Below are 658 nucleotides of genomic sequence, written 5' to 3'. Positions count from 1 at the left end.
TTTATACATTAGATAAATAGTTAACCAAAAATTTCTATAAAATATATAGAAATTGAAAATTCTTACGATATAATATAATGGAAATATAAAGAATAATGATTGCAATAAGATTATTTGGAGAGGGTATGGAAAATGTTATATCAGAAACAGGCAACACAACAAACGCCAGCATATATCATTTATTTACTTGATGTTAGCGCTTCTATGAACCAAATGATGGATGCTGGAAGTGAAGAGAAACGTCGGATTGATATTGTTACGGATGCACTTTCATTAGCTATTCGCCAAATGGTATTCCGTTCGACGAAAGGAAGTCGATTATTACCACGCTATCGATTATCTATTTTAGCTTATAGCGATCAAGTATATGATTTGTTAGATGGTGTAAAGACAATTGATGAGGTTGCTAGATTGCGACCATTAGAGAATATACAAACACAGCGACTAACAGATACAGCGAAAGCGTTTTCTGTTGTGGAAAAGTTATTACATGATGAATTGCCGAATCTTCAAGAAGGACCCGCTCCAGTTATTTGTCATATGACTGATGGAGCGTCGACTGGAGAAGATCCGGGGCCAATTGTAGAGCGAATTATGAATTTGTCTGTTCCAGACGGTAAAGTACTTGTTGAAAATATTTTTATTTCAAATGAAATTT

General features: G+C 34.0%; 1 protein-coding gene. It reads left to right on the top strand.

Annotated elements, in window-relative coordinates; genetic code table 11:
* Positions 1–132: 132 nt before the first annotated feature.
* A partial coding sequence (locus V7183_RS11745) for a vWA domain-containing protein (protein ID WP_335359622.1) occupies positions 133–658 on the top strand: 526 nt, incomplete at its 3' end.

It is taken from the genome of Bacillus sp. JJ1127 (genome assembly GCF_036965845.1).
Lineage (GTDB): Bacteria > Bacillota > Bacilli > Bacillales > Bacillaceae_G > Bacillus_A.
Note: the sequence above shows the minus strand (reverse complement) of the source record. Positions and strands in the feature narration are given on the sequence as shown.